This is a genomic window from Martinezella sp. CNPSo 3732 (assembly GCF_057784515.1).
In genome coordinates this window covers 820,174-843,746 of record NZ_JBXSOO010000001.1, presented here as the reverse complement: position 1 = coordinate 843,746, position 23,573 = coordinate 820,174, and the positions used below count along the sequence as shown (strand labels likewise).

The window sequence follows — 23,573 nt, the reverse complement described above, 5'->3', positions numbered from 1 at the left end:
GTGTCGCCGCTACGCAGTCCCGCCTCCACAAACTCTCTTTAAATGCGCGGCCATGCCCCTTTGATCGCTTCCGAAAGATGACGGCAGCACCGGTCAGGATGTGAAAAGGCTTCGCACCATACTCGGCCATCAGGCGAGGAGGGTGGAACATTATTCCGCTTTGCCAGTTGATCATGAGGGAAATTAAGGAGGATACGCAAATGCGAAAGATAATTGTTGCCTGTGCGGCCATCGTTATCGGTGCTGGTTTGCCTGCGGCTGCGGTTGCAGAGGAGGTAATCGTCGATGGGCCTTCGTATGATCAAGGCTATCGTCATCATCGCCATCACCATCCATATGTGGCGCTAAGCGATCGGGGCATCGCTATCGGATCGGGTCGCGATCGTGACCGTTACGATCGTTATAATGATCGCGGCGGATGCATGACAAGGACCGTCACTCGCACCGATGAAAACGGTGATCAGATCACTAAAACCATCCGGCGCTGCGATTAGCAGCGCCGATACGCGTGCTCTCTGCCAGCTCGCATCTATCCTTATAACGTCCGCGGGTGAGACGGTCGTTGATTAGACTTTGACTGAACCTCTTAAGTGCGCAATGGGCTGGCGAAGACCTCTAGGCCGCGATCCGGACGGCAACTAAACCATCAAGATAGTTCCTCGACTTGACGGGAGAGTACATTGCCAAAGACTGCACGAATTCCTGACGTTGCGCCGCATGATGATCACGTCGTGACGGCGAAAGAAGCGCTTGAGGTTTCCTTTCTTAAACTGGAGCAGGAGGTGGAGGTTCGCCTGGTCGCCGCGGCTTTGCGGGCGGGGTGGTCAGCGGATGAGGCGCTGGATGCCATCGATCAGCTCCGGGCCGAGGGCGGTGGACGGCGGACAAATTGAGGTGCGCGCGCGCCCGCAGGGCTCCCTTCCAGCGGCAATCAGGATCCCAAGGTACCACTTCCGACTGATGTCTTCCGAGAATTTTTTCCAGCGCTATGGGTAATCATGAATGCTGATCCACGCCCGAAGGAATCTCGAAAGAGGTAATCGAACCACATCCATCGCTATCAGGAGATGGGCCGCGCGAAGCCCGGAATTGCAGCTTTCGGAGTAACGCCGCCTGTTCAATGGAGAGCCGGTTGGCGATAGGTTGATATCGCCGCGGCGCTGACCAGCGTCTTCTCAACCGGGAAGCAATTTGGATCTAAAGAAGAGCTGGCTACGGGCTGCTCGCAGCGTCACGCCCAAGCAGAGACTTGTACGCCTTAAAGTTCTGATCCTGAAACTCTTCAATCTCCGTCCAGATCCGCTCGCGGTCCGTCACGGCTATTTCCGCCGCAGAGAGAACACGGGACAAAATCGTACACAGCCGATTGATCCGAATTATCTGACGTCCCAACTCGTCCGCGGTGACCGGCCGCAACCCCTTGTCGAAGTCCAGCGCAATACTCTCAGGGCCGAAGTCATTTGCTTCCCATTTCGCCATTCGACACGCCTTTCCGTCAACAAATTCATCACGCCAGCAACGGCGATTTCAGTTCGTTGTCGTTGACCCGCAACCGAACTCTTCACCCAAGTGCGGGACAGCACCACGGTTCGCCTCTTTCGCTGGATACTATTGTCAAACTCCGTTTGCGCACTCTAGCAGAGAGGATCAAATTGGCGAGCATAGAGCGCTTGGTGTCTCTGTATCGTGGATGTAAGTTCGCGGGCATTGTAAGGGGAGGGAGCCTGATGCCCGTCGACGATCAGCATCACGTTCGTGTCCGGAAGGGCGGCCGCATCGTCCTGGGAATCGGCCTGCTCCTGCTGGTGCCTGGTATCGTGGCCTTCGCGCACGGCTTGGGTTTCGCTATGCGGGCACAGCGGGCCGAGGCCAGCTTCGAGGGTGCTGTCGAGCGCAATACCAGCTATGGGGTCATGTACTATCCCAGATTCACCTTTCGCACGGCCGATGGTCGGGTGGTGTCGTTCACATCCGGCGTCGGTTCAACCTCTCAGGAATATGCATCCGGTTCCAAGCTGGCGATCCTTTACGACCCCGCTAATCCAAACCATGCGCAAGCAGACTCGCTCTCCGGCGTCTGGCTCCAATCTATCGTCCTTCTGCCGCCTGCATTCCTTGTCATCCTCATTGGGGCCGCCATTCTGCTCCGCTAGGAAACTATGTTATTTTCCGAAGTGGAGATAATAGGCTTGCCGATCGCCGCCGGCTCACGCTCCTCCGCCGCTGAGTGACTTGCTTCAGTTCGGCTGCGACAGGCGCAAAGCCCTGAAGGTGCAGGAAGACGGATTTTGACTCGCAGCGTGAATCCACCGCAACTGCGACAAGCTCCAGACAGTATGCGGTCGCATCATGCGTCGAAATGGTGTGGATTCGCGCATTATACTCCGCAAAGTAGAAAAAACGAGTTGGCAAAGCCGAATTAGTCCGATACAGAAATTCCATCGCTGCAAATAATCAAAGGAGGCGTTGCATGACACCAGCATTCATCGAAACGCCTCCGTCCGGAATGACCCGACACTAGGTTATTTCCGTTCGTTTCCCGCCACGGGGCACGACGTCATGCGGTTTTCCGTTTCCTTCACAACTCAACCAATCTGCCGGGGTTAGCTCGTCTTCCGCTCCGGCCGCGTCTATTAACTCTCGATTTTGGGGCCGGCTGAGTAAATACGGAGCCGGACTGGTTAAAATGACTCGCAAGAAGTTCGACTTCCGTGCCGATGCTTATCGCAATGTGCTCGGCTTTGTTTTTCGTCAGTGGACCCATCGTCCCACTCTGGTGGGCATCATCATCCTGCTGGTAATTGTCAGCACTCTGGCCGAAGTTCTGGTGCCGGTGTTTTCCGGTCAGATCGTCGATGCGATTGCCAGCGGCAGTGCGGCCGCTGACGCCATCCATGCCTTCGTTGTCGTCGTCGCCCTTGGCTTGACCAGTGTTACACTGCGCTGGTTTATCTTCGACGGGATCATCCGTCTGACGCTGCGCATCATGGCGGACGTGGTCAATAACGGCTTTCACAAAGTGCAGCGCTTCTCGACCGATTGGCATGCCAATAGTTTCGCCGGCTCGACCGTCCGCAAGATCACTCGTGGCATGTGGGCGCTCGACTCGCTCAACGACCTCCTCCTGATAGCCTTGCTGCCCTCGATCATCATGCTCGTGGGCGCCAGTATCGTGCTCGGCAGTTATTGGCCGATCATGGGTCTGCTCGTGGCGGCAGGATCGCTGATCTATATCGGCGTGACGGTCATGCTCTCCACGGGGTACGTGTCGCCGGCGGCAAAGCTCGCTAACGCATGGGATACCAAGCTGGGTGGCGCGCTAGCGGATGCCATCAGCTGCAACTCGGTCGTGAAGGCTTTCGGCGCCGAAAACCGCGAAGAGGAACGTTTGCGCCATGTGCTGGCCAAATGGGACAGTCGAACACGGCGGACGTGGAAGCGCGGGACACTGAACGGCACGATCCAGGGTTTCATGATGGTCTCCATGCAGGCCGGTATTCTTGGCACTGGCCTTGTCATGTGGCAGCAGGGGCTGGCGACGCCGGGCGACATCACATTCGTGTTGGCGATGTTCTTCGTCCTGCAGGGATATCTGCGTTCGGTCGGACAAGACATTCGAAACTTACAGCGCGCCGTCAACGATATGGAAGAACTTGTCCTGCTCGACAAAACGCCGCTGGGTATTGAGGATAAGCCAAATGCGAAGGCGATCTCGATCGGTAGGGGCGAAATCGTGTTCGATCGCGTTACCTTCCAGTACGGGGCTCATCCTACACCGCTCTATGAAGATTTCTCGGTTGATATTAAACCGGGCGAGCGGGTCGGACTGGTCGGCCATTCCGGTTCCGGCAAGACGACCTTCGTCAAGCTCATCCAGCGCCTCCATGACGTGAAGTCAGGATCGATCCGAATTGATGGACAGGATATCGCCGATGTCACGCAGTCTAGCCTGCGCAGCCAGATTGCCATCGTCCAACAGGAGCCGATCCTGTTTCATCGCACGCTCGCCGAAAATATCGCCTATGGCCGGCCGAACGCGTCACGGCGCGAGATCGAGAATGCGGCGAAACAGGCCAGTGCGCATCACTTTATCATGGACTTGCCGAAGGGCTATGAGACGATGGTAGGCGAGCGCGGCGTCAAATTGTCCGGCGGCGAGCGTCAGCGTGTCGCCATCGCCCGAGCCTTTCTGGCTGATGCACCCATTCTCATTCTGGACGAGGCGACCTCAAGCCTTGACAGCGAGAGCGAGGTGCAGATCCAGCAGGCGATGGAACGCCTTATGGAGGGCCGCACGACGCTGGTGATCGCGCACCGACTTTCGACGGTGCGGGCGCTGGATCGTCTATTGGTCTTCGACAAGGGAAAGATCGTGGAAGAGGGTGACCATCAAGCGCTCATTCGCCTCAATAACGGCATTTACCGCAGGCTGTTCGAACGACAGGCACTCGAACTGACCAAGGGGCTGGTGGCATGAGAGCAGGCGCCGATATTTTGTGTCCAGTTGCTCGATACAAACCAGGTCTTGAACTCCGCTGTCACCGCCTTCAGTCCAGGTCGGCAGCCGTCAACCCAAATCGGTCATTCCGTGCAGGCCAAGCCGACCTCCGCTGCTGATGAGGAGTTCAAACGGATAGTTCCTGAAGCAACAGGGTCTTTCGATTCATCTCTCCTCGGGAGCGTATTGTGTTTTCAACAAATCAGCGCCGAGGTCGGGGCTGTGGCTCCCCACATTAGGTGACAGCCAGCTACCATTTAGTATTTCGGGTCGGGTTCACTTTTTGAGAAAGATCGCCAGTTCCCGGGCCACCGTTTCCGGATCTTCTCGCTGTGGGAAGTGCCCGACATTCTGAAGGACGATCCGGTCGAAGGGACCGGAGAACTTCTTGTGCAGGTCTTCGGACAGTTCCGGCGGATTGACGCCATCCTCGATGCCCTGAAAGTAAACCGCGGGAAGAGAAAGGGATCGCGTCTCCCTGATGCGATCTTCGAGCCAGACGCTTTGCGGATCGGGCTCGGCCTCGCCCCACCGAACTCTGTAGCTGTGGAGGGTAATGGCCACCCAGTCCGGATTGTCGAAGGATTTCGACACGGCGTCGAACGTCTCCTCGTCGAACCAGCCGTCGGGGCTCCAGTTTTCCCATTGAATCCGTGCGAACCCGTGCGGATCCCTTTCGATCGCGTCGGCGCCGCGCTTCGTTGCCATGAACCAATGATACCAATAGCGCTGCGCCTGCCGGAAGGGCGGCGTCTTCAGTCCGCCAAAGCGCGGCAGCGAGGAAAGAAGCGCCATCCTGTCGACGCGGCCCGGCCATCCGATAGCAAGCGCTTCGGCGATATTCGACCCCCAGTCGTGACCGACGACGGAAAACCGCTCGATGCCGAGACCGTCCATAAGGGCGATCGCGTCCATTGCGAGAACCGCGCCGTTCGCGGTGCGCAACGCCTTGTCGTTTCGGAAAACGGTTCCGCCGAAGCCGCGAAGGTAAGGCGCGACGAGACGAAGGTTTCGGTGCTGCAGGTTTGACGACACAGCTTTCCAAGTGGAGGCGTCGTCGGGCCATCCATGCAGCAAGAGAACTGGATGACCGTCGCGTGCTCCCGATTCTTCGAAAGCAATCTGCAGGTCACGGGTGTGGAGGTGCGGCATGACAATACTCCTGGTTCGACAAGGCAACACGCAGAGCCGGCGCTTGGTTCCGGTGAATGGAACATTACAGCGCCCCGGTGCCTCGGGCAGAAAACGCCCCACACGCCGAAGGTGGCAGTCATGAAATTCCCGCACCCATTTTCGATCGGCGGACGCTCTATCCTCGCCGCCGCAAGCGCAACGCTCGTAGCACCGGTCCTTCCCTGCGCCGCGTGATCGGCTTCGAACAGCAGGAGAACACGCAGATGGACGACCCGACAACGAAGTAGCAGAAGCCACCCTTCCAGGACGCACCGGCCTATTCAATAGTTTCAAGAACGCTCGGCTTTGCTTGTGCCGAGCTGCGTCAAGCACGCCACTATCGCGAACCCTTCTCCGGCAACGAGGATGCCGGCTGATGTTCAGTCGAGAAATTCAACAACTACGCCCGGCTTAACCATTCCTGCGAGCTCTTCTACATCCCAATTTGTCAGGCGGACGCATCCATGAGAGCCGACCTTGCCGATGAGTTCTGGATCCGGCGTTCCGTGGATCCCATAGGTGGGTTCCGTCAGATCGATCCAGACTGTACCGACAGGATTGTTCGGCCCGCTCGGTAGCTTTAACATCCTCTTATTATGACCCTGCTGAAAGTTGATCTTCGGATTGTAGGTGTATGTCGGCAAGCGTGCGACACCTTTGACCTTGTGTCTGCCGGAAGGAGAAGGTGATTCCTCGCTGCCGATCGTGGCTGGGTAGGCTGCCAATAATGACCCGTCTTCCGCAAATGCGTATACTTGGCCCAACTTTCTATGGACTTCGATTCGTTTCACCGCGCCGCTCTTTGCAGCGCCAGATACCGCAATCGAGATTGTTTCACCGGGGGTGAAGGAAGCGCTCGGATTGAGTGTCTTGAGGAGGACAATGCTCATATGGAAACGTTCGGCCAATTTCTCGGCAATGCTGGTATAACCGAGATGCCGCATCTTTGCCTGCAAGGCATAGTCCTTGGGGATGTTCGGTACGAGGTCCTTCCCGTCGTCTGCTGTTATTGAATAACTCTGAATGACCGGGATTTGGTCATCGAGCCGCGCCATTACGGCGGCATCGGGTTTTTCACTAACGGGAAGTCCTTGCAAATCTTCAAATCCGGCAATTGCCTTGTCGAGGTTCTCCCCGCGAAAGCCGTCGATCGCGCCCGGTGAAGCGCCGGCTCGATCTAGCAAAATCTGGAGTTTTACGATCGCCGCGTCAGGATCCTTCGGCTTGGCGCTTGGCGCTTCGATCTGTATGGACGAAATGGAAGCTGTATTCACATCTTGCGCGGTTATCGCCGCAGCGACAGCCGGATGCCATGATGTCAAAATGATCGAGATCGCAAGGTAACAGCAGCGCGCATTGGCCATAACTGGGAAATAGCCATCCGCGCAAGTTGTTCCATCCGAACGGATGATTGACGATTATTCCGCCTCATCGCTCATCGCGACGTGAAAATCATCCAAGGCTTCTTTCAGCCAGATATTGAGGTGTTCAATCGTCCTGTACCCACGATTGAGGATGAATGCAGTTCGGCACACCCCGGTCATCGTTCCGTCCCCGAAACTCGATGTCGGCGATCAAGGCGGGCTGTGCGAAGCCCAGGTTCTCGCCCTTGAGGGGAATTTCTTGGTAACAAGGTCGTGGGTTCGATTCTCTTCAAGAGCGCCCGGGGGCAATCACCAGAAAAGTCCCGCGACGCTTCCGGCCAGCAAGACCACTTGACGTGTCTTTGGATCGAACTCCCCGTTAGATGCTATGCTTTCCAGGCCAGGCCGTGAGTGCGAGGTCGATCAGCCGTTTCAACAGGGCGTTGCAGGCGCCGTCGCAAGCCTGAGCGGACATGCCCTGGATGATCGCACCATAGAAGCGCGCGAGCGTGTCGGTGTCGGTGTGTGAAGGCAATTCGCCTTCCTCGACGGCACGGTCGAAGCGGGCTTTGAGGGTCTGCATCGACGCCTCGCGCAATGCTGCCGTCATCCTTGCCACGGATGCATTCTCTTCCGCATGTTGCAGGACAGCCGTCGAGACCATGCACCCGCGCGGCTTGTCGGGCTGCGTGTCTCCGTCGGCAATATCGTAGAGATAGAGCCTCAGGGCTTCGTGAAGCGGGCGATTGGACTGCAAGATTTCCAATCGACGGCTGTTTTCGCGGGCAACGCTGAAGTCGAGCGCCTGACGGTACAATTCCTCCTTCGAGCCGAACATCGAATAGAGCGTCGGCGGATTGATCCCCATGGCCTTGGTGAGATCGGCGGTCGATGTTCCCTCGTAACCGCGTTCCCAGAACAGCCGTGCCGCGATGTCGAGCCCAACGTCGCGATCGAGCACACGTGGCCTGCCTCGTTTGCGGACTGGCTTCTCCATTAAAATAGTGATCCCTATTAAATTGTTGACAGATGCATTTCGCCTCTTATTGTAGGGATCACTATTTATTTTGGCAACGGAGTGATCAATGTCCAAACGACTCGCAGACAAGATAGCCCTCATCACTGGAAGTTCGCGCGGTATCGGCCGGGCGGCTGCCCTTGCTTTTGCGAGGGAGGGTGCCGCGCTGATTGGCGTGCACTACACCGCCAATGCGGATGCGGCCAATGCCACGGTGCGCGACATCGAAGCGCTCGGCGTCAAGGCCGTCGCTGTGAAGGCCGATCTCAGACAGGGCAAGGACGCGGCCGACGATCTCTGGGTGCAGTTCAGTGAAGCCACGCGTGCTGAGACGGGCTCGTCCGCTCTCGACATTCTGGTGAACAATGCCGGTATCGCGCCCGCCCTGCCGTTGAAGCAGACGAGCGAAGCCGCTTTCGACGAGGTGATGACGATTAATTACAAGGCGCCGTTCTTCCTGATCCAGGTCGTGGCCGACCACATCCGCGACAACGGCCGCATCATCAATGTTTCGACCGGGTTTACACGGATCGCGGCACCGACGCATCCCGCCTATGCCGCCTCAAAGGGCGCGCTGGAGACATTGACATTGGCGCTGGCACCGGAATTTGCGGCTCGGGGGATTACGGTCAATGCCGTGCTGCCGGGTGTGACGGAGACGGATATGAATGCAGAGTGGCTGGCATCGCCTGATGCGCGCGCCGGCGCCGAAGCCCTCTCGGTCTTCTCCCGTGTCGGCCGAGTGGAGGACGTCGCTGACGTCATCGCCTTCCTGGCATCGAACGATGCGCGCTGGACCACTGGCCAGATGATTGATGCGACGGGCGGCGCCCGGATCTGATCGATCCCGAGGCTCCGCTATGTTTGCTGCCGTTCAAACCGCGAGAGGGGACGTGTCTTGCTGAGCATCTGTTGTGACGTTGATCAACGAACGCGCCGACAATAAGCTGGTCCCGGTCCTAAAGGTTCATACTGGACCCAGTTCGCGATCATTGCGGTTTGCCCTTCAGGTCCAATGCCCGCACGGAAAATGCGGGTGTTGGCCGGCTATCTAATAAACGGACCCCGCACACAACTCCTACCTTGCTCATCTCTTATTGTCTCGCGTCCACATAGGACCAGCAAGATCAGCTTATCTTGCTGATATCCCGAAGATCGGGGAAAACACCGACGCGCCTTCCATGATCCACAACATATCGGCCGTGATAAATGGAGGCACACCCTTCAACACGATAATTCCCTCGCAAGAAACCTTCTGTGACGGACAGTGAGAAAAAACGATTGCGCAAACGTTTCGATGACGCTAGCGTGGCCATATTAGCGGATCCTGTGGAGGCCTCTTGGAGGTTGGAATTCCGCTTGGGAGGATACTTTGAAAAGCCTGTTTGTTGCGCTGCTGGTGAGAGCCGGAGTGCGCTAGTGACGACTATTTCTGCAGTGGCAAAGGCGGCCGGGGTCTCGGTCTCCACGGTTTCGCATGTTCTCAACAAGACGCGCTACGTCTCGCCCGAGAAGGTGAAGCTCGTGATGGATACCGTGGAGGCGATCGGCTACATCCCCAATGCCCTGGCTCGCTCGCTCAAGCTTTCCTCCACAGGCACCATCGGGCTCGTAATATCGGCGATTTCGAATCCTTACTTCAGTGACATTATCTGTGCGATTGAAGCCGAATGTTCCAAGCGAGGCTTGATCGTGTTCCTGTGTGACACGCAGGATGACCCGGATCGAGAACTGGAGCTGGTCCAGCATCTGCATCAGCGTCGGGTCGACGGGATTATTCTTGCCCCTTCGGGCGATCCTAAGAGGTCGCTGGATTACCTCATCGAAGCCGATCTTCCCTGTGTACTCGTTGACAGGCTGTCGGACAGCCGTTTCGACCAGGTCGGGACCGATAACGTCGCTGCCATTCGCATGCTCGTGGATCATCTCGTGACGCTCCATCATAAGCGAGTCGGGATCATTCTTGGGCAGCCCGGTTTTGCGACGACCGTGGAGCGAATGAATGCCTTTCGGGCTGCAATGACGGAAAATGGAATAGAGGTGCCGGACGACTTGATTAGCGACAGCAATAACAACACCGCTGACGCCACTGCTTCGACGCATCGCCTGCTCGAATTGACGGAGCCTCCGACAGCCATTCTTGCATCGAACAATCTCACCATGATCGGCGCAATGAGAGCGATCCGGGAACGGGGACTTCGCGTTCCTGAGGACATTTCCGTGCTGGGGATCGATGATTTCGAATGGGCAGACTATTTCGAACCGCGCCTGACGCTGATAGCTCAGCCTTGCGACGAGATTGGCAGGAAGGCCGCGGACCTGCTCATCGAGCGGATCGGCAATAAGCGTCGCCCGCGCGAAACCATCCGGCTGTTGCCTCTGTTGCGAGTGCGCGAATCGTGTGGGGAGGCGGCATGAGCGAGATTGTTCTTTCTGCGAAAGGTGTCTCCAAGCGTTTCGGTGGGGTTCAAGCGCTGCGTGGCGTCGACTTCGAGTTAAAGGCCGGGGAGATTCATGCGCTGCTGGGCGAGAACGGTGCCGGAAAGTCGACGTTGATGAATCTGCTGTCTGGTGTGCATACACCGGATGAGGGTGAGATATTCGTCGGCGGGAAGCCTGCGCTGTTCCATAGTCCACGCGATGCACAAGCAGCGGGCATCGCAACGATCTTCCAGGAGCTGGATCTCGTTCCAAGCCTAAGTGTGGCTGCCAATCTCTTTCTCGGGCACGAGCTTGTTCGTCCGCATGGCATGCTCGACAGCAAGGCAATGCTGCACGCGGCGCGCGAAAGACTGGACACGATCGATCGGTCTATCAATCCGGCCCAGCTTGTGAGTGAGCTTTCCATCGGTCAGCGTCAGGTCGTCGCGATCGTCAAGGCGCTTTCCTACGCGTCAAGAGCGCTCATTATGGATGAGCCGACGGCTGCCTTGACCGTCGGCGAAGTGGACCGCTTGTTCGATATAGTGCGCAGCCTGGCATCGTCGGGAGTTGGCATCATCTATATCTCGCATCGTCTCGAGGAGGTCCCCCAGATCGCCGATCGTGTAACGGTCATGCGGGATGGCAGAGTGGCTGGCGTAACCGAACCGGATGCGCCGCAGGGCGAACTCGTCCAGCTTCTCGTCGGACGTCCCTTGAACGAGCTTTATCCGCGTCGCTCAGACAATGTTGGTGATGTACTTCTGCGGATGCGGCAGGCTTCCTTCCATCCATATCGGGCGTCTCCCGGTTGGCAGACTCCGATCAAGGTCGATCTGGATGTTCGGCGTGGCGAAATCGTCGGGCTCGCCGGCGTTATGGGGGCGGGTCGCACCGAGCTTTTGAGCGCTCTCTACGGAGCAGGCGTGCCGGGCTATTGGCAGGGTGAGATTGTGCTTGGCGGTAGGCCGGCTAAGCTCAAGTCGATCGCGGCTGCTCGTAGGGCAGGGTTGGCATTCGTAACCGACGATCGGCGAGGGGCCGGTCTCATGCTGCGCATGTCGGTAGGCCTCAATTTGGTCATGTCGGTCATCCGCCGGATATCACCCAATGGCTTGCTGTCTGGGCGACGCCAAGAGGAAGCGATCAAGAGTTCTTTCGGCCAATTCGACATCCGCCCAAAGAATCCCGGTGTCGCGGTCGGAGCTCTCTCAGGGGGAAATCAACAGAAGGTGGTCCTTGCAAAGGAAGTGCTGGGCAACCCGCGCCTATTGCTTCTCGATGAGCCAACGCGAGGCGTCGACGTCGGCGCAAAGGTGGAAATTTATACCCGCTTGCGCAACCTTGCTTCTGAGGGATTGGGCATTCTTGTCGCGTCGAGCGAAATGCCTGAGCTGATCGGCCTTTGCGATCGAATAGTGGTTTTGCGCAACGGCTGCAGCGTTGCTGAATTTTCTGGCGGCGTCGACGAGCATGCGGTCCTAGCGGCTGCTAACGGGAGGGAGGTCTGATGTCCGAACAACAAATCACGTCCAGTCCAGCGATCGAGCCTGCCAAGCGTATTGATCCGCTTGCGGTGATGGTCCGCTTCCAAAGCCTGATCGGTCTTGTACTTGTCTTCGCCGGTGGCATCATTTTCTCGCCGCGTCGGCATGGTGTCATCCTGTTTCTTCAACCCGACAACATTGCCAACGTTGTCCGCGCCGTATCCGAAACTGGTATCATAGCGATCGGGATGACGTTCGTGATCATCACCGCCGGAATCGATCTCTCGGTTGGGGCGATACTCAGTCTTGCGAGCGTCGTCACAGCAACGCTCATGGTGTCTGGCGGTTTCGGGCTGATAACAACGGTTCTGGCGGTGCTGCTGATGGGCACCTGTTTCGGATTGGTCCAGGGAGCGATCTCGAGCAAGTTTCGGCTTGAGGCATTTATCGTCACTCTTGCTGGTTTGCAGGCCGCGCGTGGGCTTGCACTTGTGGTATCGGGAAATCAGTACATCAACATTTCCTACGGAGATGGACCTGGGCTCGCGCCGCCAAGTTTTGCAATTCTGGGAGGCCGGCTCTTCGGTAACGTCGTTCCCGTTGCTACGATTGTCTTTCTGATCTTTGCCTGCATTGCGACGCTCATCCTAAACACCACCAGGTTCGGCCGGTATGTTTATGCTGTCGGCGGCAACGAGCGTGCTGCCCGCATCTCGGGTGTTCCGGTATCGGCAATCAAGATCGCCGTTTATGCCATCACAGGCTTCGCATCCGCGCTGGCTGGCATCGTTCATGCGGGGCAGTTCAATTTTGGAAGCGCCAACGACGGCACCGGCTATGAACTGACGGCCATTGCGGCGGTTGTCATCGGGGGAACGAGCCTCTTCGGCGGCTCGGGATCGATGGTGGGAACAATTGCCGGTACGATCATGCTGGGCGCGCTGGCAAATATTCTTCAGCTCAACAACATCACGCCGGCCATGCAGCTGCTTGCGACAGCAGCGATTATCGTCCTGGCGGCAGTCCTCCAATCCCTCGTTCGCCGCCGCGAAGGATTGGGAAGGTAGTTTGGTGGCATCTCCCGGAAGGTGGAGCCGGGATTAACGTGGAGGAAAAAGCAATGACAAATGCACTTCGATTATCGAATGCCTGGCGCATTGGCTTGCTGGCGAGCTCTTGTCTGGCTATCGCCAATGTGGCTCAGGCTGCTGATCCGCTCGTGAAAGCCTGTGCCAAGACCGGCGAATTCGTGATCGGCTTTTCGCAGGCAAACAATGCGGAACCCTACCGCCAGCATGTCAACGATGAACTGCAGACAGCCGCCAAGGCCGTTCCGCAGTTCACGCTGCAGATCGCCGACGGCGCAGGCAACGTCAACACGCAGACATCGCAGGTCGACAATTTCATCACGCAAAAGGTCGACCTTCTGTTGATCTCGCCCTTCGAGGCGGCGCCCCTTACACCCGCCGTAAAGAGAGCAATGGACGCGGGTATTCCGGTGATCGAGCTTGATCGAAAGACCAATGGTGAAGCCGGGAAGGACTACACTGCGTTTATCGGAGGAGACAACTACAAGATCGCTCTGGCGGCGGGTCAATATACAAGCAAGACGCTTCTGCCCGATGGCGGCGAAGCTGCGGTGCTGGAGGGGCTCCCGAGTTCAACGCCTGCAGTCGAGCGACTGAATGGCTTTAAGGATGGCGTAAAAGCTAATCCCAAGATCCAGATCGTGGCGGAACAAGCGGCTGACTGGTTGCCGGACAAGGCGCAAACAGCTTTCGCCGCTATGCTTCAGGCACATCCAGATATCAAAATGGTCTATGCCAGCAACGATATGATGGCGGCGGGTGCTCTGCTTGCCGCAAAGGGTGCCGGAAAGAGCGTGAAGATCATCGGCACTGACGGATTGCCCGGCCCAGCTGGCGGGATTGAAGCGGTCGCCAAGGGTGATTGGTCCGCGACATTCACGTATCCGACGGGCGCGAAAGAAGCGATCGATATGGCAAAGTCGATATTGCTGGACTGCGCGTCCTCGGTACCTGCAACAGTAACGGTCGACACAACCGCCATCACGCCTGAGAATGCAAAGCAGATGACCGGTAAATAGAACTCTGCAACAAATCCGGCTGGACATAAGATCCAGCCGGATTGAGGGGATCGCACGGCGACTGCTGTCGCGGCATATACCTTCCGGCGTCACCGTGCCAATGCCTGTCACCTTGACGCTGGTAAAAGAAGCTTGTGGCTATTCGACCTATTATGTTCTTGCCGCGGACTGAGCCAAGGTTGCTGGACGCCTTACACAGGCCGGAAAAAGCTTTCCAATTCAAAAGGTAGTGCGATCGTCGATTTGGATGGCCGTTAGTTCTGACCCGTGCAAGAGCGAGGCTAAATTGCGTGCTTGAGTACGCCTGTGCCAATTATATCGTCTACGGTCTCGCCGCGCCTAAATATTGATATCTCAAATGCCGGCATACCATTCGTAGCCACGATCTTCCCAGAACCCGCCATTGCCGCCCCAGAGATCATCGAACCGGTCACGGATTTCGATACGCATGACGTATTTGGCGTGTTTGTAGCCAAGATGACGCTCGACCCGCAGGCGCAAGGGGGCACCGTGTTCGACTTCCAGATCCTTGCCATTGAGTGAGTAGGCGAGGATCGACTGCGGATGAAAGGCGTCGATCAGGTCGATACTCTCGTAGTAGCGGCCACTGCCATCGAGCGTCTGTTCCAGTTCATCTGCACAATAGAAGACGGCGTAGCGAGCGCCTGGCTTCAAACCGGCAGTCTGCAGGATCAACCCGAGAGGAACGCCCTGCCATTTACCGATAGCGCTCCAGCCTTCGACGCAGTCGTGGCGGGTGATCTGGGTGCGAGAAGGCAGCTTCTTCAGATCGGCCAACGAAAATTCCATCGGCCTATTGACCATGCCGTCGATCTTGAGCCGCCAGTCGGCAAATTGGGTTTCGACCATCCGGACATATTCGGCGCTGTTTGGCTGAATTGATCCATTCGGATGAAAGCTCGGCGAGATGTCCGCGTCGGTATATTCCCGGGCAAGCGTTTGCGGAGAGACGATGAGCCGCTGTGTGCCCATGGTCAGCCGCTCAGCCAGAGCGAGCACCTTCTGCACGTGTTGGTTCTGGGAAATGTCATCGCATCCGGTCAGGCCGACGGCGCCCAGACTGGCGGCCGAACCGATGAGAAAACGGCGGCGAGTGAAGATGGAGCTCATCGGTCGGCCTCCTCGTTGATGATCGCGTAGCGGCCGGTCACCATCGAACGTATGTTGTTCCAAAGGCCGGAAAGAATGACCATCGCGATATGCACGACGACGAAGGCCACCAGGCTCCAGGCGGTGATGAAATGAATGGAGCGGGCCGATTGGCGACCACCGAAAATATCGAGCAGGAAGGGGTAACCGGCATCTATCGCGGGTGACATGGTCAATCCCGAACCAATCATCAGCGGTAGCAGGATGAAGATGACGATGAGATAGGTCAGCTTCTGCAACGCATTGTAGCGTCGCGCCTTTTCGCCCTGCGGGAAGCGCAACCGGGCATGATCTTTGATTTCATGCCAGATATTTCCAGGCGTGATATCTTGAATCGTCGGCGCCAGATCGCGGCGGAAATGACCGCCGATCAGGCCGTAGGCCATGTAAACGAGCCCATTGATGACAAACAGCCACGCGGAGAAGAAATGCCAACGCCGGCCAGCCGCAAGATCCTGGTAGCTGGGTATCGTCGCCCAGGCGGGGAATGCGCGCGGCATCATTTCGCCGTCGGCCGTGGAAGCACCGAGTATGCCGGTTGTGGTGATCGAGAGACGGCCGATGCGCACCATTCCGGTGACGGTGTCGCCATTCTGATTGCTGCCGATTTCGAACCACGATGGATCTTCAACCGCTCCGTAATTGCCCCAATGCAATTGCGGGTCGGCATTGAAGATCTGCATGCCGCTCATCAGCAGCAAGGTCAGACACAGCACGTTGATCCAGTGCGTTATCCGCGTAAGAGCCGAATGACGGCGAATGAAGATCTTGGCGGGGGGAGATGGTGGCGCGGTGCCGATCTCTTCGATGCTTGCCATGGATTACTCTCCTGACGTGTCGCCGGGAAGCGGCATCTGAAATCATATGCTGCGACGCTATCGCCGCTCATTGAGCTGCCCGGATGCGATCGGCAACCGGGCAGTCCCGTGATGTCGGCATAGATGCGTCACATTGGCGGGATGACGCCGTTTATGCCGACCACGACACGGTCGGATTCAACCGTATTGTCTCCATCGGTCGTGCCGTTGATGATGACTCCTGCGCCGGGTTTGATGTCGTCCTTCGTCGCCTTGCCGAAGGTGACGACCGGCGTGCCCGGCGGGATCGAGATCTTCTTCTCGCCGCCCTTATAGGTGAGCGACAGGGTTGGGCCGTTGACCGAGGTGACGGCGCTGGCAACCGTCGCATTGGTCATCGAGCTCTTCGGCTTCAGATCCCAGCCGTAATCGCCCTCGCCGGTGCCTTTCATCGCGGCTGGGAAGATCAGCACTTCGAGCGCTCCGTTGATGCCGCTGTCGGTCGGAACGGACGCAATGCCGACGAAATCCCCAGGCTTGATGTCTGTCACGGAGGCGTTGACGATGCCGTTAACGGCCCAGCCGGATTTCAGCTTGATCGTCACGTCCTTGCCTTCGCGCGATTTGACCATCAGCGTATCGCCGCTGAGGCTTTCCACGACGCCGCGAACGCGCGCCTTATCGGCAGCCTGCGCGGATAGTGTGGTCACGGCCCCAAGCGCCAGCACCATACCCATGATCTTCAACTTCGTGAGCGACATACTGCTCTCCATATCTTGCATATTTTCGATATGATGCCCATCCGGCTATCTGAAGCAGGTAGGGCGATCGCTTTGGAAACGGGGCAAGGTGGCTATCGCATCCTGTCGGCAACAGCAGATTGTCCCTCAATTCCGCCCCCTCATTCGGAGCCCATGCGAATGCGTTACAGCGATCACGCCGTTGTGATCACAAGACAGGCGACAAAAAATCGGGTTCAGGATGTAACAAGTAGCGCTCGTCAACGAATGACTGTCGGTGGATGACGAAATCGGTGTCGGAACAGGTCCTGAAAGGCTTGATGCTTCTATCGCTTGACGGTGATGAAGCTGCATACAGACGCTTGCTCGTTATTTTGCGGGATCTGCTTTTGACCTTTTATCGGCGGAGGCTTGGGTCCAATGCCGACCGCGACGCTGAGGATCTGGTCCAGGAGGTGCTTTTGGCGGTGCATAGCCGGCGCATTACCTATGATCGGGAACGGCCGTTCACCGCGTGGTTTTTCCAAATCGCGAAATACAAGTTGATCGACCACTTCAGGGCAAATGGCAGCAAAAGTGGTGTCGAAATAGCATTGGGAGACGAGATCGCGGCTGAATTTCGAGAGGAGGCGCTGTTTGCTCATCTCGACGTCGACCGTCTTCTCGATCAATTGCCCGCCAAACAGAAGGAGCTTCTGCGGCAGGTAAAGATCGCCGGAAAGACCACTGCTGAAGCCGCGATCGAGAGCGGGCAGTCTGAAGCAATGGTTCGCGTCAGCATTCACCGAGGGATGCGCGCGATTGGACGCAAGCTGGGTTTTGCCAATGACGAAAAATGATGAATTCATCGAGGTTCTGGTAAGCGATCTTACCCCGGTTCGCCGTCATGCGCTGCGAATGCGGCTTGCGCTTACGATCGTTGTCGGCGTGATCGGCGCGGCTGTTGCGCTGCTGATATCGCTCGTCTTTCGCCCGCATCTGCATCATGTGACGGTGGCGGCGTTCTGGGTGAAGTTTTTATACACAGCCGTATTGATGAGCGCGACGATCGTCGCCCTTGACCGGGTTGCGCGGCCGGAAGGTTCGATTGGGAACATGGTTCGGGTTCCGGTCGTGGCATTCAGTATCGTCATGCTTCTGGCGATCGCTCAACTCTGGCTATCGCCGGCTTCATCCTATCCGGGTTTGATCGTTGGATATTCGGCGTCCTTTTGCCCGCTCCTGATCGTGGCTTTCGGCATTCCCGCTTTCTGTGCCAACATGTGGTTTCTCAGGCGTGCAGCCCCCACGCGCCCGGCCCTTGCCGGTTTCGTTGCAGGCGCTTGCGCCGGGGCCGTCGGCGGCTGGGTATATTCCTGGGCCTGTGTCGAAAACGGTATCCCATTCATCGCGATATGGTACACGCTCGGCATCCTGCTCAGCGGCGTGGTCGGAAGCCTGGTTGGGAAAGTTACCCTGCGCTGGTAGCTTTGTTTGCGCCAGCCGATTGGCACCCGCGCACGCGGCGGATCTGAAGCTTTTCGCAATTTTTTGACGGTGATGGTCATCGTGAGGGCGATCGGCGGGAGACGATAAGGCTTTTTCGCGTTATGAAAGGTAGTCATTGATCCTACCAATCACGCGCTGAGGTTCTTCACATGGCTTTGAACGTGCTTTTCATTGGCGGTACCGGCCAGATCTCATATCCCTGCGTCGAGCGTGCTGTTGGCCAGGGACATCGTGTCAGCGTCTACAACCGCGGCCTGAGGGGCGAGCCGTTGCCTGCAGGTGTGACTTCGATCACCGGCGAACTCGGATCGGCCGTCTATGCCGATCTCGCCAGAGCCAACTATGACGTCATATGCCAGTTCATCGCGTTCACGCCGGATCAGATTGCGCGAGACATCGAGCTGTTTGCGGGCAATTGCGGCCAGTACATCTTCATCTCTTCGGCTTCGGTCTACGAGAAGCCGGCACGCCACTACGTCATCACCGAAAAAACGCCGGCCATCAATCCCTACTGGCCCTACAGCCAGGCCAAGATCGCCTGCGAGGAGCTGCTCACGGCGTCAAAGGGGCTGACCTGGACGATCGTCCGCCCCAGTCACACCGTGCGCACCGGCCTGCCGATCATGATGGGTGATAGCGACATAATGGCGAGGCGGATGTTGGATGGCGAGCCCACGATCGTCGCGGGTGATGGCCACACGCCGTGGACCCTGACGCGCTCGGTCGATTTCGCGGTGCCTTTCGTCGGGCTTTTCGGTAAGCAGACAGCCCTGAGTGAAGTCTTCCACATCACCTCCGATCGCGCCCATATATGGGATGATATTCAGAAGGCGATCGCCAGATTGCTGGGTGTCGAGGCGAAAATCGTCCACGTGCCGACGGATACGCTCATCAAGTATAATCCGGATTGGGTCGGCCCCTTGGTCGGCGACAAGGCCTGGACCGCGATCTTCGACAATTCGAAGGTCAAGCGCGTTGCCGGTGACTTCACCTGCGCCGAGAACCTGGACGAAATCCTCGCCGAACCGATCATGCATTTGAAGCATCGCCTCTCCAAAAATCGTCCCCCAAAGGGCGAGCTCGATGCTCTGATCGACAGAATTTGCGCAGCGCAAAACGCTTTGGGATAGGACAGGCATTTCTTGAGCGCCGCTTAGGGCGCTGCCTGTTGATTACCAGCTGAAAATGATCCATTGGACGCCTTCCGGAGCAACGTCCGCATGCCGTGGCTGAATGGTGCAAAGGACATTCTGGGCTGGTGACAACGAACTTGCCGGCATTCTGGAGCGGAATGCGGCACGCCCTTTGGTGATACAGTCAGCGGCTCTCAGTCGCAGTGCTTTGGTGCCTTAAGCGTCTTCGCCATCCTGTCAATCACCGGTCCGAACCGCTTCCGCTGCGTGGCGGGGTACTCGAGTGTGAAGTTTCCCATTGCGTCATCGCAGAGCGCGATCTGCCGCATGTAGATGATCCGGTCGCCCTTGGTTCCCGAAAAGCTCGCCCATGAGGCACCGCGCTTCTCGTAGGTGAACTTCCAGCCGTCCTCGGTCTCGAACTTCTTCCGAAGGTCACTCTCCTGGCTGAAGCCGCCTTCCGTCAGATAGTTGCCCCAGACCGACAGCTTCGCCGTTCCGTCCGCGCTCTCAAGACCGATCCCGTCGCCGTTGTCGGGCGTCTGAATCGTTTTGAAGTCTGCTGGAAGGTCGATCACGTACCCGAAGCTGCCGTTTTCATACGGTTTGAAGTCCGCGGCAACAACAGATGTAGCAAATACACATGCGGCGAAGATGGTGGAGAAGCGATACATGGCAGCCCTCTGATGTGTCTCGCGCCAGAGGAAGTCACGAACACCGATCGGAGGTCAATAGATATCATGCCGTCTCAAGGGCGTCGTTCCGGAATGACACGAGATCTTCATCGGCACTGACGCAGCAGCCGGCCCGGGAACGCTTATAGTGCAATTTGGTGCGGAGCCAAAAAGCTACCCAAGAATGAAATCGAAATCGCTAAGAATGGCATGGCTAATTCAGGTCGCGCGCAAGAAGAATTCGGTTGGAGTCTTGCCATGTTTCCCGGTTGCGGACCGGTGGTGTGGTTCATCCGAATGCCTCTGGTTGTCCGCTATCAGCATGTCGTCCTCATCCAGCCGCTCGACGACTAAGTAAACATGGTCGGGTCCGGGAGGGTCTGGATCCAGATCGTAAGTTACTCCGACGTCGCCGGCTTGCTGGGAGCGAACCTCAATGCGCTGCCAGCCTCGCCTTTCGAGCAGTCGCGCCAGATTGCCTGCTCCGACGGTCATCGGAATGTCGATTCCGGACTCTTGAAGGAGTGCGCTTAGGTGCGCGGCGCATCCGTTGTGTGGAAATTCCGGGAGGGCTTTCGAAGCGGTCTTCCACGCTTTCGCAAGTCCCTGCGGAGATTTTCCATTCTCGATCAGTTCTGGGATGTGGCTTTTGTCGTTAGAGGGGCTTGCCCCCTCGACCGATGCCGCTTCTTCCGCAATTACGACGTCGTAAGGTTGGAATTCTTTCCGAAAATTCCCAACATGCCGGTCGGCCCGCTTTGATCCCGAATCCGCATAGTTTTTGAGTTTTTGATAGAAGATTTTGGTTACCTTGCGGAAACCGAGGTATACCGGATGGAGTTCGTTTGCCCACTCGTCTCTGGTAAGCGTCCCTTGTGTATTGATGAGGTGATAGTTGTTTCCTTCGACTGCCTCAAGGCTTAGGAGCATTTTTCGAAATCGCTGTAGAGCATCCTTAGCTATACGCTCTCCATCGATTTGCGACCAGTTATTGAGATCGAGAGCGGGTTTCAGCCATGGCCCGGCACACAAGGGATGCACATAGCTTGGAATCGGAAAATCGTAATCGTGACCGAATATCGGGACTCCCGGAGCGTACCTGTCTCTAAGTTCGAAGAGCGACAGGTACGATTCCTTCACAATGCCGAGGGCCTTCGCAAATCGATCATTATTCAGACCGGAATTCTTACCGTTGTTGAATTCGAGGAACATTCCAAATCTGCCAACGACGTCGTTTCCGCCGGCCGACACTAAGATGCCATGCGGCTTGCCTCCGATCCAGTTGGCCCCGTCCCTAAGTTGAGCAATCATTCTTTCTTGCTTCGGCCCTGACATCATATCGGTGGACGCATCGCCCCAGTGGGCAAGGTTCAACACTGTTACCGGATGCGTCCCATAGGTTTGAAGTTGGAAAATTACGTCGGTTTGTTGGAAGGCGGGACCGTTGTTCAATAGCGGATAGTCGAACCAGGAATCTCCCACGGACATCATGACGAAGGGCGGTGCTATCGCCTTCGCGGATAGTCGCGCAGCAGCCTGTCTTCCGGCGGAAATTCGTGCGATTGTCTTTTGGTGCTCCTTGATGCGCTCACGAATGTCCGCATCGATCCGATCTTGCAGATTGTCGATGGGTAACTTATCCATTGGCATCGTCGCTCCTCCGATGCTTTGGGCACAACCTAGCCGGATACTGGGTCCAAGAGGTTAGCCGATCAATTCCCCCTTAAGCGGTAGATCAGTTGGCATTCGATCCTCTTCAGAGTGTTGGACGGCTAATAAACCCGGTCTGAAGCGATTGACGTCGTCTGGAGGGCATGAACCTCTTCCAGGCGTCGACCATTTCACCAATCGTCACGTTCCGACAATCTTAGACCGTCTTGACGACGAACTCCTCCTGTGTGTCAGAGCGAATATGTTTGAGACCATGCGCTTGATGATGTCGTCTGCACATCCAATCATTGGGTCCTAAGCCAAGCGGAAATCAACGTTGTGGTTGCTCGCGTTGTTTCTCAACAACTCCGAACGGACTGTAAATCGTGTGATGCATGTTGCGTCGGCAATGAGCCTGCCTCAAATCCTTCGAGCTCGGCAACCCTGAATAGCCGCTCTTTTTCGAGTGTTTTGGAAAAGATCCTGTAGGTCATATCATTGTAATTATTTTTATAAGTTCCATTTTCAGAAGAAATATAAAGAAAATCGTCGCCAAAATACACGCGTATTTCATCGAATGTTAATCCAGTAGTAGCATAATATACATTATTATAATCAGAAATTGTAATTTGTATTCAAAAATATATTGTGATAAAACATGGATAAGCTTGGGGAGGGCGCGGTGTTTTATCTCCGTCACGCCATGACCGTTGTGTTGAGCGCCATGCTGCTCGCACCATTGTCTTTGAAAGCCGCCGAGCAGGTCGGCCAGGCGGTGCTGATTAAAACCGAAGTTACGGGTGCTGGCGGTGCGCTGGCGGTCGATGATCCCGTTCATCGGGATGAGCAAATTCGCACCTCGATTTCCGGCCTCGGACAGTTCACATTTCGCGACGGCACGAGATTGGCCGTCGGAGCCGGATCGTCCGTTACCATTGACAAATTCGTGTTCGATGACTCGGGCGCAGTGAAAAAGCTGACCATAAATGCGGCAAAGGGCAGCTTTCGTTGGATGAGCGGAAATTCGAACCACTCAGCCTATCAGATCGTGACGCCGGCCGGAACGATCGGCGTGCGCGGAACCGCGTTTGATTTTTATGTCGGAGCCAACAGCACGACTGCGGTCGTTCTGTTGAACGGCGCCGCGCAATTCTGCGGCGCGGGTGGCTGCAGGCAGCTGAAACAGCAATGTGATTGCGTCGTTGCGAAGCGCAACGGTCAGATCAGCGAACCTCGCCGGGTCAATCGCGACGTTCTCAAGACGCTGGGCAACCAGCGGGCTCTGCCGTTTCTGTCGGGGGATCAGCAACTTTCAGGGCGAATGGGTTTTGTCGGTGGCGGTGGTTGTGGTCTGTCGATGGCGACGAGGAGCCAGCCGAACGGGATCTCTCCCCGCAGCGCTCCCGCGAATAATCCTGCACCGGCACCGCACGATACGCCGAGCACACCCAGTCCCCAGCAATCACCACACGCCGATGCGCCTGCCGCACCACACGAAACTCCCAGTACGCCGGATGTCTCGAATCCGCCAAGCGCGCCCGACAAATCAGGCAAACCGCACGAGCATGATGGCGACGAAAGCGAGCATCACGATCGCCATGAACATCACGACAATCATGGCAGAGGCGATCACGGATGGGGTGATCATCAAGGAGATGACGGGGATAGCCAAGGCGATGGCGGCAACCATGGCGGTCACGGTGGTGGGCATCACCAGCGATAGCGCCGTGAGTTGCGCAGGATGGCTTTCAAACCAGATAGACGATTTCCGCTTTCTTCGAATCGCGAAAACGCTCTATCTTCTTGTTTTTACGCAGTTCCGGATGCAAAAACCGCTCGGCACTTTTGCTGGA

General features: G+C 56.9%; 23 protein-coding genes. 14 read left to right on the top strand and 9 right to left on the bottom strand.

What is annotated here, in order from left to right:
* Positions 1–200 precede the first annotated feature (200 nt).
* Entirely contained in the window at positions 201–494 is a 294-nt protein-coding gene (locus AC13RM_RS03815; RefSeq protein ID WP_113232449.1) for a hypothetical protein, read from the top strand.
* Positions 495–680: 186 nt separating this feature from the next.
* On the top strand, positions 681–893 hold the full coding sequence (locus AC13RM_RS03810; protein WP_113232448.1) for a hypothetical protein: 213 nt from the start codon (positions 681–683) through the stop codon (positions 891–893).
* 319 nt (positions 894–1,212) lie between these two features.
* Here the strand turns inward: AC13RM_RS03810 and AC13RM_RS03805 are convergent, their stop codons facing one another.
* Complete coding sequence (locus AC13RM_RS03805) at positions 1,213–1,479, bottom strand: hypothetical protein (protein WP_113232447.1); 267 nt, start codon at positions 1,477–1,479, stop codon at positions 1,213–1,215.
* 248 nt (positions 1,480–1,727) lie between these two features.
* On the opposite strand from AC13RM_RS03805, the gene AC13RM_RS03800 reads away from it, so the two are divergent.
* Together AC13RM_RS03800 and AC13RM_RS03795 are read left to right on the top strand one after the other, a co-directional pair.
* Positions 1,728–2,153, top strand: a complete 426-nt coding sequence (locus AC13RM_RS03800; protein ID WP_374820957.1) for a DUF3592 domain-containing protein — start codon at positions 1,728–1,730, stop codon at positions 2,151–2,153.
* Between the two features lie 533 nt (positions 2,154–2,686).
* On the top strand, positions 2,687–4,477 hold the full coding sequence (locus AC13RM_RS03795) for an ABC transporter ATP-binding protein (protein ID WP_374820954.1): 1,791 nt from the start codon (positions 2,687–2,689) through the stop codon (positions 4,475–4,477).
* A gap of 297 nt (positions 4,478–4,774) precedes the next feature.
* On the opposite strand, the gene AC13RM_RS03790 is transcribed toward AC13RM_RS03795, so the two are convergent.
* Positions 4,775–5,650, bottom strand: coding sequence for an alpha/beta fold hydrolase (locus AC13RM_RS03790; RefSeq protein ID WP_374820951.1), 876 nt, complete (start codon positions 5,648–5,650; stop codon positions 4,775–4,777).
* A 56-nt stretch (positions 5,651–5,706) separates the two neighbouring features.
* Here AC13RM_RS03790 and AC13RM_RS03785 point away from each other — a divergent pair, with 56 nt between their 5' ends.
* The gene (locus AC13RM_RS03785) at positions 5,707–5,919 is read left to right on the top strand and encodes a hypothetical protein (RefSeq protein ID WP_374820948.1); all 213 of its coding nucleotides are present in this window, start codon (positions 5,707–5,709) and stop codon (positions 5,917–5,919) included.
* 132 nt (positions 5,920–6,051) lie between these two features.
* On the opposite strand, the gene AC13RM_RS03780 is transcribed toward AC13RM_RS03785, so the two are convergent.
* Positions 6,052–7,035, bottom strand: coding sequence for a L,D-transpeptidase family protein (locus AC13RM_RS03780; protein ID WP_488554579.1), 984 nt, complete (start codon positions 7,033–7,035; stop codon positions 6,052–6,054).
* Between the two features lie 379 nt (positions 7,036–7,414).
* Positions 7,415–8,032 carry a TetR/AcrR family transcriptional regulator gene (locus AC13RM_RS03775; protein ID WP_488554578.1) on the bottom strand — a complete coding sequence of 206 codons (618 nt, stop codon included), beginning with the start codon at positions 8,030–8,032 and terminating at the stop codon, positions 7,415–7,417.
* Between the two features lie 88 nt (positions 8,033–8,120).
* Between AC13RM_RS03775 and AC13RM_RS03770 the strand changes: the two genes are divergently transcribed.
* From AC13RM_RS03770 to AC13RM_RS03750, 5 genes are all read left to right on the top strand, one after another.
* Positions 8,121–8,894 carry an SDR family oxidoreductase gene (locus AC13RM_RS03770; protein WP_113232440.1) on the top strand — a complete coding sequence of 258 codons (774 nt, stop codon included), beginning with the start codon at positions 8,121–8,123 and terminating at the stop codon, positions 8,892–8,894.
* A gap of 578 nt (positions 8,895–9,472) precedes the next feature.
* A complete protein-coding gene (locus tag AC13RM_RS03765) occupies positions 9,473–10,471 on the top strand; it encodes a LacI family DNA-binding transcriptional regulator (protein ID WP_113232439.1) in 999 nt (332 codons plus the stop codon).
* The gene (locus AC13RM_RS03760) at positions 10,468–11,985 is read left to right on the top strand and encodes a sugar ABC transporter ATP-binding protein (protein WP_374820936.1); all 1,518 of its coding nucleotides are present in this window, start codon (positions 10,468–10,470) and stop codon (positions 11,983–11,985) included. The genes AC13RM_RS03765 and AC13RM_RS03760 overlap by 4 nt, the downstream gene beginning before the upstream one ends.
* Positions 11,985–13,028, top strand: a complete 1,044-nt coding sequence (locus tag AC13RM_RS03755) for an ABC transporter permease (protein WP_113232437.1) — start codon at positions 11,985–11,987, stop codon at positions 13,026–13,028. Before AC13RM_RS03760 ends, AC13RM_RS03755 begins: the two co-directional genes overlap by 1 nt.
* Before the next feature lie 53 nt (positions 13,029–13,081).
* Positions 13,082–14,068: a substrate-binding domain-containing protein gene (locus AC13RM_RS03750; protein WP_374821241.1), complete on the top strand. Its 987-nt coding sequence runs from the start codon at positions 13,082–13,084 to the stop codon at positions 14,066–14,068.
* A 354-nt stretch (positions 14,069–14,422) separates the two neighbouring features.
* Here AC13RM_RS03750 and AC13RM_RS03745 read toward each other — a convergent pair whose 3' ends face one another.
* The 3 genes from AC13RM_RS03745 to AC13RM_RS03735 all read right to left on the bottom strand — a co-directional run bounded on the left by AC13RM_RS03745 (position 14,423) and on the right by AC13RM_RS03735 (position 16,796).
* The gene (locus tag AC13RM_RS03745; protein WP_374820933.1) at positions 14,423–15,199 is read right to left on the bottom strand and encodes a molybdopterin-dependent oxidoreductase; all 777 of its coding nucleotides are present in this window, start codon (positions 15,197–15,199) and stop codon (positions 14,423–14,425) included.
* Positions 15,196–16,056: a cytochrome b/b6 domain-containing protein gene (locus AC13RM_RS03740; RefSeq protein WP_374820930.1), complete on the bottom strand. Its 861-nt coding sequence runs from the start codon at positions 16,054–16,056 to the stop codon at positions 15,196–15,198. The genes AC13RM_RS03745 and AC13RM_RS03740 overlap by 4 nt, the downstream gene beginning before the upstream one ends.
* Positions 16,057–16,184: 128 nt before the next feature.
* Complete coding sequence (locus AC13RM_RS03735) at positions 16,185–16,796, bottom strand: hypothetical protein (RefSeq protein ID WP_112342907.1); 612 nt, start codon at positions 16,794–16,796, stop codon at positions 16,185–16,187.
* 260 nt (positions 16,797–17,056) lie between these two features.
* Between AC13RM_RS03735 and AC13RM_RS03730 the strand changes: the two genes are divergently transcribed.
* From AC13RM_RS03730 to AC13RM_RS03720, 3 genes are all read left to right on the top strand, one after another.
* Positions 17,057–17,614, top strand: coding sequence for a sigma-70 family RNA polymerase sigma factor (locus AC13RM_RS03730; protein ID WP_113232432.1), 558 nt, complete (start codon positions 17,057–17,059; stop codon positions 17,612–17,614).
* On the top strand, positions 17,601–18,242 hold the full coding sequence (locus AC13RM_RS03725; protein ID WP_374820926.1) for an NrsF family protein: 642 nt from the start codon (positions 17,601–17,603) through the stop codon (positions 18,240–18,242). Before AC13RM_RS03730 ends, AC13RM_RS03725 begins: the two co-directional genes overlap by 14 nt.
* A 170-nt stretch (positions 18,243–18,412) precedes the next feature.
* Complete coding sequence (locus AC13RM_RS03720) at positions 18,413–19,393, top strand: SDR family oxidoreductase (protein WP_374820923.1); 981 nt, start codon at positions 18,413–18,415, stop codon at positions 19,391–19,393.
* Between the two features lie 197 nt (positions 19,394–19,590).
* Here AC13RM_RS03720 and AC13RM_RS03715 read toward each other — a convergent pair whose 3' ends face one another.
* The gene (locus tag AC13RM_RS03715) at positions 19,591–20,070 is read right to left on the bottom strand and encodes a hypothetical protein (RefSeq protein ID WP_374820920.1); all 480 of its coding nucleotides are present in this window, start codon (positions 20,068–20,070) and stop codon (positions 19,591–19,593) included.
* A gap of 219 nt (positions 20,071–20,289) precedes the next feature.
* Positions 20,290–21,714, bottom strand: coding sequence for a hypothetical protein (locus AC13RM_RS03710; protein ID WP_374820917.1), 1,425 nt, complete (start codon positions 21,712–21,714; stop codon positions 20,290–20,292).
* Positions 21,715–22,402: 688 nt separating this feature from the next.
* On the opposite strand from AC13RM_RS03710, the gene AC13RM_RS03705 reads away from it, so the two are divergent.
* Positions 22,403–23,443, top strand: coding sequence for a FecR family protein (locus AC13RM_RS03705; protein ID WP_374821238.1), 1,041 nt, complete (start codon positions 22,403–22,405; stop codon positions 23,441–23,443).
* Positions 23,444–23,573: the final 130 nt, after the last annotated feature.